This window comes from Thermodesulfobacteriota bacterium, assembly GCA_035559815.1.
Classification (GTDB): Bacteria; Desulfobacterota_D; UBA1144; order Nemesobacterales; family CSP1-2; genus DATMAT01.
In genome coordinates, this window is record DATMAT010000016.1 from 1 (window position 1) to 6,687 (window position 6,687).

At 43.0% G+C, this 6,687-nt stretch carries 10 protein-coding genes and 1 tRNA gene; 2 read left to right on the plus strand and 9 right to left on the minus strand.

The window, feature by feature from the left end:
* Nucleotides 1–410: 410 nt before the first annotated feature.
* The 4 genes from VNN20_03365 to bamE form a co-directional block, all read right to left on the minus strand.
* Nucleotides 411–800, minus strand: coding sequence for a zinc ribbon domain-containing protein (locus VNN20_03365; GenBank protein ID HWP91225.1), 390 nt, complete (start codon nucleotides 798–800; stop codon nucleotides 411–413).
* 137 nt (nucleotides 801–937) lie between these two features.
* Complete coding sequence (locus VNN20_03370; protein HWP91226.1) at nucleotides 938–1,084, minus strand: hypothetical protein; 147 nt, start codon at nucleotides 1,082–1,084, stop codon at nucleotides 938–940.
* 13 nt (nucleotides 1,085–1,097) lie between these two features.
* Entirely contained in the window at nucleotides 1,098–1,619 is a 522-nt protein-coding gene (locus VNN20_03375; GenBank protein HWP91227.1) for a hypothetical protein, read from the minus strand.
* A 17-nt stretch (nucleotides 1,620–1,636) separates the two neighbouring features.
* Nucleotides 1,637–2,059: an outer membrane protein assembly factor BamE gene (bamE, locus tag VNN20_03380; protein ID HWP91228.1), complete on the minus strand. Its 423-nt coding sequence runs from the start codon at nucleotides 2,057–2,059 to the stop codon at nucleotides 1,637–1,639.
* Between the two features lie 383 nt (nucleotides 2,060–2,442).
* Between bamE and VNN20_03385 the strand changes: the two genes are divergently transcribed.
* A complete protein-coding gene (locus tag VNN20_03385; GenBank protein ID HWP91229.1) occupies nucleotides 2,443–2,667 on the plus strand; it encodes a tyrosine-type recombinase/integrase in 225 nt (74 codons plus the stop codon).
* A gap of 27 nt (nucleotides 2,668–2,694) precedes the next feature.
* On the opposite strand, the gene VNN20_03390 is transcribed toward VNN20_03385, so the two are convergent.
* From VNN20_03390 to VNN20_03400, 3 genes are all read right to left on the minus strand, one after another.
* Nucleotides 2,695–2,770, minus strand: a tRNA-Asn gene (locus tag VNN20_03390).
* Between the two features lie 280 nt (nucleotides 2,771–3,050).
* The gene (locus tag VNN20_03395; protein ID HWP91230.1) at nucleotides 3,051–4,172 is read right to left on the minus strand and encodes a zf-HC2 domain-containing protein; all 1,122 of its coding nucleotides are present in this window, start codon (nucleotides 4,170–4,172) and stop codon (nucleotides 3,051–3,053) included.
* Between the two features lie 7 nt (nucleotides 4,173–4,179).
* Nucleotides 4,180–4,818, minus strand: a complete 639-nt coding sequence (locus VNN20_03400) for a sigma-70 family RNA polymerase sigma factor (protein HWP91231.1) — start codon at nucleotides 4,816–4,818, stop codon at nucleotides 4,180–4,182.
* Between the two features lie 162 nt (nucleotides 4,819–4,980).
* On the opposite strand from VNN20_03400, the gene VNN20_03405 reads away from it, so the two are divergent.
* Nucleotides 4,981–5,703: a 16S rRNA (uracil(1498)-N(3))-methyltransferase gene (locus VNN20_03405; GenBank protein HWP91232.1), complete on the plus strand. Its 723-nt coding sequence runs from the start codon at nucleotides 4,981–4,983 to the stop codon at nucleotides 5,701–5,703.
* A 39-nt stretch (nucleotides 5,704–5,742) separates the two neighbouring features.
* On the opposite strand, the gene VNN20_03410 is transcribed toward VNN20_03405, so the two are convergent.
* On the minus strand, nucleotides 5,743–6,009 hold the full coding sequence (locus VNN20_03410; protein ID HWP91233.1) for a hypothetical protein: 267 nt from the start codon (nucleotides 6,007–6,009) through the stop codon (nucleotides 5,743–5,745).
* A 281-nt stretch (nucleotides 6,010–6,290) separates the two neighbouring features.
* Nucleotides 6,291–6,687: proton-conducting transporter membrane subunit (locus VNN20_03415; GenBank protein ID HWP91234.1), on the minus strand; the 397-nt coding region annotated here is incomplete at its 5' end.

A 6,687-nucleotide genomic window follows, 5' to 3' on the forward strand; every position in this document is an offset into this window, starting at 1 on the left:
ACACTAACCTCATCGAGGTACTCAGTGGGAAAGGAAAACTCCATTCATCAAGGGTTCTTTCAGTATGTAGGAACACGCCGTGGCGTGTTCCTACCGTGGATTCCCGTTCCATCCAAGAAAAGAGGGTTGCATCTCCTTTTCTCCTTTTAGAAAGGGAATGGGTTGCGGTACCCTAGTTAGAGTTTTTGCTATTCTTGCAATTATAGGAATAACCATACTTTCAATTCAAGATAGTTTAAAAGATGAAACCGATAAACGACAAGCCGAAAATAAAGCCCACAGAGAAAAAGCAGTGTCAAGGAAAGAAGAGAAAAGTAGACCACCTGTTATACTCAGACCAAAAGATTTAGGAGGTTTTGCACAAAAAGTCGGTATTTTGACCCAAACATATTTTGACCCAAAAGTCCTGACTACTCAGTTTTCTTTTTCTTTGCCGAACCATGACCTCTATGTTTACTCAAAGGCTCTTTGCAATGATGAATAACCTCACCAGTCTCCTTGTCCGTAATTAATTCCTCATACTCATCCTTCTCATAGTCTAAGGTCATTTTCCGGTCTGACCATTTTCCAGTTTTATGGGTAAGATCATCGCCAGATTTGAATTCCATTAACGGTTTTTTCGACTTATCTTTGTTGCGAACTGTGCCTTTGATTTTGGTGTGCGCCTCCATCTCAACGACAAGATTTGTTTCACCATAAGAACGTGACTTTGAACTACAAGTTGGACATGGTTTGCGCTCATCTATCGGAGTGTTATCAGGCTCGTTCAATATTGCACCACATACTCCGCATTTTCCCATCTTTAAAAAGCCTCCCAAAGATTAACTTTAAATCCCTACAATAAGATACTTGTCTTTCCCAGTAACGGGATGAGCAACTATTTTTTCCTTCGATTGTAGGGAGACTGATTTGTGGGTTTTAGAGAGATATCTTCGTCTTATGCCTTCCTTCTCACGGCATCTTCGGTTCGCCCAAGCTCAAGTCCGATAACCCTAGTGGGCGTGTTTTCCTTGGCGAATCTTTTTAACTGGTTGATGTCATCTTTTGTCCACGGCTTACCGCTGTTTCGGGTTGATTTAGACATTGCTTTTTACCCCCTATAATTGTTCCTTTTGAATGAATATTCCCTTGTCTACCTTTGCGAAGAAGTCCTTGTAAAATTGCTCGTCTTCCACTTGTTGGACATAGATCACGTCGCCCCTATTATCATGTGCTTTAGCCACAAAGTTGGCTCTTACCCGTGTTTGTTTCCCGAATTCGCTTACATTAATAGTAGACTCAATTATCATATTCTTTTTCCATCTTGCATTAACACCTAAAAATAGAATAGCCAAGAACTTTTCGCCACCACTTTCTATGTCGGCCTCCTTGACAGCATTTATGATTCCAAGCTCAACCTCGGCATCCCTAATAATATAACCGTCATCCTGAAGCACATTGGCTACTGCCTTCAAGACCATTTTTATATCGGTTGTATCATAAGCCCTGGTTTGAAATTCCCTTATCTGAAGTTGAGTTTTTGTAGTATCAACTTTGGGTGCTCCCATACAAGAAAGGAGAAAACCCAGGGATAACAAAAACAACACATTATAACTTGTCATAGCATCCTTCCCCCTCATTGAGTTTTCTTTAAAAACTAAAACTTACTTGCGTGATAAGAAAATGTATCAACTAGATTGTTCTCATCGAACTTAATCACTACGGTTAAGGTTCTTTCGGTTCTACTTGCAGCACCCGCCTGTCTAGAATAACCTCCAAAAAGGTTAATGATTAAACCCGTACCGCCCGCATCTTGTGAGTATGAAACTTCGGATGCGATTTTATCGTATATCCAAGTTTCTTTGCCATAACTATCTCTTGTTACTATATTGGGGGAGCCTAACGCAGTAGCAACGTCGGCTTGAGACATGCCCTTACGAATTTCTCTTTGAACTATCCCAACCGTGGTCTCACGTTCTTGAGTCGAGGGCAAGCTCTGTTGATGCTGGGCCGCACTCATGCAACTATAGGCTAATAACGTAATAGAAATCAGTAAACTAATACCATGCAATTTATTCATGCCTCCAGACCTCCTTTTTAGATGCCAGTGATATTTTTGACCTTGCCATACATAGTTACAATACTCCAACCCATTTTATCTACTTAGCATATTTTTATTCATATACCTTATTTGAACGGATGTTAGGATGGGCTGAAATCGTATAAAATTGGTAGTATATCTCTCCGCTAAGCTGCTCAGGACTTGGGGCATTTGTCACCCCGTTTTGTTTATTTTCCTCGTCCCTTTTGACCCTATCTAGTGCAGAACAATTTAAGCTCTTACTGAATCTCCAGTAAAATTATAGACCAATTTTATCATAATAGTTAGTAAAGTGCCTATATACATCTAACAACTCAAGTACACTCAAGAGAGCTTTCGGTATGGCTTGAAAGAGGGCTAGTATTAAGGGGCTTAGATTTCACGATCTGAGACATACGGCGGCTACCCGTATGGCCGAGAGCGGGGCTAACATCGTAGCGGTCAAGGAGATACTAGGCCATGCCGATATTAAAACCACTATGCAGTATTTTCATCCCGGAGACTCACTAACCGATGCAGTGGAAAAATTAGCAAATTTCAACTCATTTGGTGAACCCGGTGGTGAACAACAAGGGGTCGAGTCTTGATGGTGGCATGTAAGACCTTGATATTATTGGCTCCGGCGGAGGGATTCGAACCCCCGACCCAGTGGTTAACAGCCACTCGCTCTGCCGACTGAGCTACGCCGGATTTGGTTTGATTTTAGGTGAGATTAGTTATTTTTCTGACCGGAGCCATAGTAAATTTAAACTGAACATCTATTTGAGTCAAGCAGGTGTTGATTAAGTAGAGACGCAACATTTTGCGTCTCTATAAATGGATTCCCGTTTCCACGGGAATGACAAATCGGTAGGAATTCCCGCGTACGCGAGGACAAGCTCCACGGAAATGACAGACTGCGGATTTCCATTCTCCTAAACTCTTCGGGAGTAACGATGATATTCAATAGCACGAAGTGATCATTAATAAGTCACCTCGTCTCCTGACTTTCTTCACTGGACCCGGGCTCGGAAGCTTCTCTCGACCTAGGAAGATAACTTTTCTGCAGTATGCTCGCTATCTTATTCTTAGCGTATGTAGACTGCTCCGGAGAAACCCTCTGGAGATTATTATAGTTGCTGATAGCCTCAACCCAATTGCCCTCTCTCTCGTAGCACTCGGCCAGGGAAAGATAAGCCTTAGCCTGTACCGGGCCGGGAGGTAACGGAGATGTTTTCAGAAGCTCTTCATTAGTTTTTATAGCCTGTTCACAATCACCCTCATTCTGCTGTTTCAACGCCAGGTTTAATAGAGCGTAGTATTGATATTCCTGGTAAGAGGCCGGGTCAGATTTTTTACTTTTTCCCTCAGTTGTTCTTAATTCCCGCTCGTCCTGAACGCTTCCCCCTGCCAGCAGATCATCCCTCGGCGACTCCTCATTGGTTCCAGGTCCTTCTTTCGCAATTCCACTCTCAGATTCAGACTCACTAGAGAATGGAACGTCATACTGAGAAGCCTCATCTTCTTCCTTCGTGGCCTCGATGGAGGACTTAGCCATGAATGGAGCTGATCCCGGTGAAGATGTCTGATTTTCTACTCTCTTCTCGAAAATCGGCGGAGAAGCAGGTGATAACCTTCGCAATACCTCAGTTTGCTCGGGTCGAGAGTCTTTTTGCACTTCCTCTTTACCGGCAGATAAAAACGATTCTTCCGGCGCTGGCAGTTTCTTCGCTACAACTTCAGTGGGATAAATATCTCTTCCACTAGAGAACAGGTCTAAACTTTTTTGTCCGTAAGAAACCCATATAAAAAGGGCTAATGCCGAGCTCAAAACCGGAACCAAGATGGGTGAATAAAACCATTTCTTCCAGAAAGACTGTCTCTCCTTGGCTAATTCTCCCCTGGCCGCTGCCGATATTCTGGCCAGTAGCTCCGGGGAGGCTTTCATTGGATTTTCATCCTCCAGTATTCGTTTAATTTCCTTGTACTCTTCCACATCCCGGGAACAATAGGGACATGCAGCAAGATGATTCAATGCTGCTTCCGTCTCCGAGCGGTCGAGTTCTCCTTCCACAAAATCTACTAAAACCTTGTCGAAACTCTTACAATCCATGTTTGTTTCAAACCTCTTGAGCCCTTTGTCTATACCGGGAATAACCTGCCTTAACAAAAATATCCCTTAGGTTTTTATAAGCATACCTGAGACGGCTCTTCACCGTACTCAAAGGAGCTTCCGTAATCTCCGAAATCTCCGCGAGGGACAATCCTTCTACTTCCCTGAGTAAGAAAACCTCTTTGAATTCTTCCCTCAAATCGTCGATACCTCTGCTGAGTAAAGTTCGAATCTCGTTATCCATGGCTTTTTCTTCTTGGTTTCTCTCCGCAGTTCTGACCACATCCAGCATGGTCGCTCTATCATCTTGCTTTTCGGAAAAGAAAGAGGTGTTTAGAGAGGAATGGCTTCTATGCGTTTCCCCCCTCAAATAATCTATACAGCGATTCCGGGCGAGGCTATAAAGCCAGGTGGTAAACTTCAGTTTGGAATCATAGCTTTTCCTATTCTGTATTACCTTCATAAAAACATCTTGGAGTAAGTCCTCAGCGTGCGGGCTGCCGGTTTTTACCATCTTGGATATAAACCTCAAAACCCCCGAACTATGACGCTGAAGAAGAATATCGAAAGCCTCGGCATCGCCTTCCTGGAACCTTTTCATAGCCTCCTCATCCGCCAGCTCTTCTTTACTTTTCAGTCTGAACACCGAGCGCTCTCTAAATTTGTTTACCGTCTTCACCATAATTATACGAATGGCAAAGACAAAAGTTTCATTATTTTAACACCATCTAATCTTGACATTTACAGATAAATAATCAAAGAATGTTTGAGTCACTAGGGTATCTTTTATCCACTAACTCAAAGCGTTATGCCTAGATTTCCTATAACCCCAGGCCAAATAAAAAACGAAACAGCCACCATAACCGGTCCTGACTATCGTCATATAGTTAATGTCCTGAGACTGAGACCGGGCAACGACGTAGTTCTCTTCGAGGAAGGCGGGGTCGAATATGAAGGAAAAATTACAGAAATCAATAAGAGAGAGGTTAAAGTCCTAATACGGGAATCAAGGGATGTGAAAACGGAGTCCGGGCTCAATATAACCCTCCTCCAAGGTATTCCCAAAGGAGACAAGATGGATTGGATAGTGGAGAAATCCACCGAGTTGGGGGTAAGAACAATAATACCGGTGATCACGGAGAGGTCACAGATAAGGGAGTCACGTAAAATTCAAAGATGGCAGAGGATAGCTAACGAATCTATAAAGCAATGTGGTAGGGTTAAAGCGCCTAAAATTCTTACGCCGCTAACTTTCGATGCTGCAATTAAATTTAATAATAACAGCAAATTAAAACTTATGTTTTATGAAAAGGCTGAGACTAGATTAATAAATAACATGAAGAATACTATCCAACCTATTGATGATATTACACTATTATTCGGCCCCGAGGGGGGCTTCTCAGAGAATGAAGTCAAATTAGCCATAGAGGAGGGATTTACACCCATAGGTCTAGGCCCAAGAATACTGAGAACGGAAACGGCCGGTATTGTAGCCTTGTCCATATTGCAGTTTCTTTTCGGAGATATTTAGACTGAGAGTCTAGTATAATAAAACTAAGATGGTTTCAGTCTAGCCTGGATAGAAACTTATAAAAATCTCGTCGGACTCGACGGTGATCGAGACTCTATTTGATATTTTTCTGAACGAATCATTATCCAGTTCATACAGAATCTCTAGGAGAATTCCCATATCCCCCTCGATTACCAATACTGGCGGCCTAACCTCACATTTGATTCCCCTCTCATTCGACAAGAGTATGAGGGAAGCCACGGGTCTACCCATATCGTTAATCTTCCTTCTCCCCGGTCTAGAAAGATTTACCTCGATAAAAGCCATTTCATCAACCCCATTTCAAGTTCTAGAGAATAAAGTTTCATCTACAGTTACATACAACCTTGTTTGAACTCTAACTACACACTTATCGGAGTTAAATCAAAGGTTCAATCAGGTAAATACCGTATTCTGGGCAGTAAAAATACGTATACATCTTTAATACCTTGAAAACGGTTTGAAAAGCGTGCCACAGTGAGCGCTACATTTTTGTAGCAATCGGCTGTGGCCAAAGAGAGGAAAATCCGCCAGGTGATCTCGGTCGAAAGCGGTCGGCATGATCCTAGTCAGGGAATCATCGAATTATATTGTCCCAAGGTGGAGATCGCCCTTACCGCTATCCAAACAACTCCCTTTGGATAAAGGCCGAGAAGTACCACCGCCACGGCGGAAACACCGATGCTAATGGATAAATCAAACGGTAGGGATATGGAGCTTCTTTCTCCGGGACTCTCCTCAATATACATCTTGCGGGCAACGTTGAGATAGTAGAAAAGGGCTACGACGGTCAAAAGGGCGCCAAGGAAAACTACAAAGATATAGCCTGCCTCGGCGGCTGCCAGGAATATGTAGAGCTTTGCCCAGAATCCTACCACAAATGGAATGCCCCCCAGGGAAAGAAGGAATAAGAGCATAGCCAGGGACAAGAAAGGTGCACGACTGTGAAGACTTCTGTAGGAGTCG

Excerpts from the sequence above, each read along its gene's own strand:
- VNN20_03410 (HWP91233.1), bottom strand. The coding sequence starts at position 6,009 with ATGGCTTTTATCGAGGTAAATCTTTCTAGACCGGGGAGAAGGAAGATT.
- VNN20_03405 (HWP91232.1), top strand. The coding sequence starts at position 4,981 with ATGCCTAGATTTCCTATAACCCCAGGCCAAATAAAAAACGAAACAGCC.
- VNN20_03365 (HWP91225.1), bottom strand. The coding sequence starts at position 800 with ATGGGAAAATGCGGAGTATGTGGTGCAATATTGAACGAGCCTGATAAC.
- bamE (HWP91228.1), bottom strand. The coding sequence starts at position 2,059 with ATGAATAAATTGCATGGTATTAGTTTACTGATTTCTATTACGTTATTA.
- VNN20_03395 (HWP91230.1), bottom strand. The coding sequence starts at position 4,172 with ATGGATTGTAAGAGTTTCGACAAGGTTTTAGTAGATTTTGTGGAAGGA.
- VNN20_03370 (HWP91226.1), bottom strand. The coding sequence starts at position 1,084 with ATGTCTAAATCAACCCGAAACAGCGGTAAGCCGTGGACAAAAGATGAC.
- VNN20_03375 (HWP91227.1), bottom strand. The coding sequence starts at position 1,619 with ATGAGGGGGAAGGATGCTATGACAAGTTATAATGTGTTGTTTTTGTTA.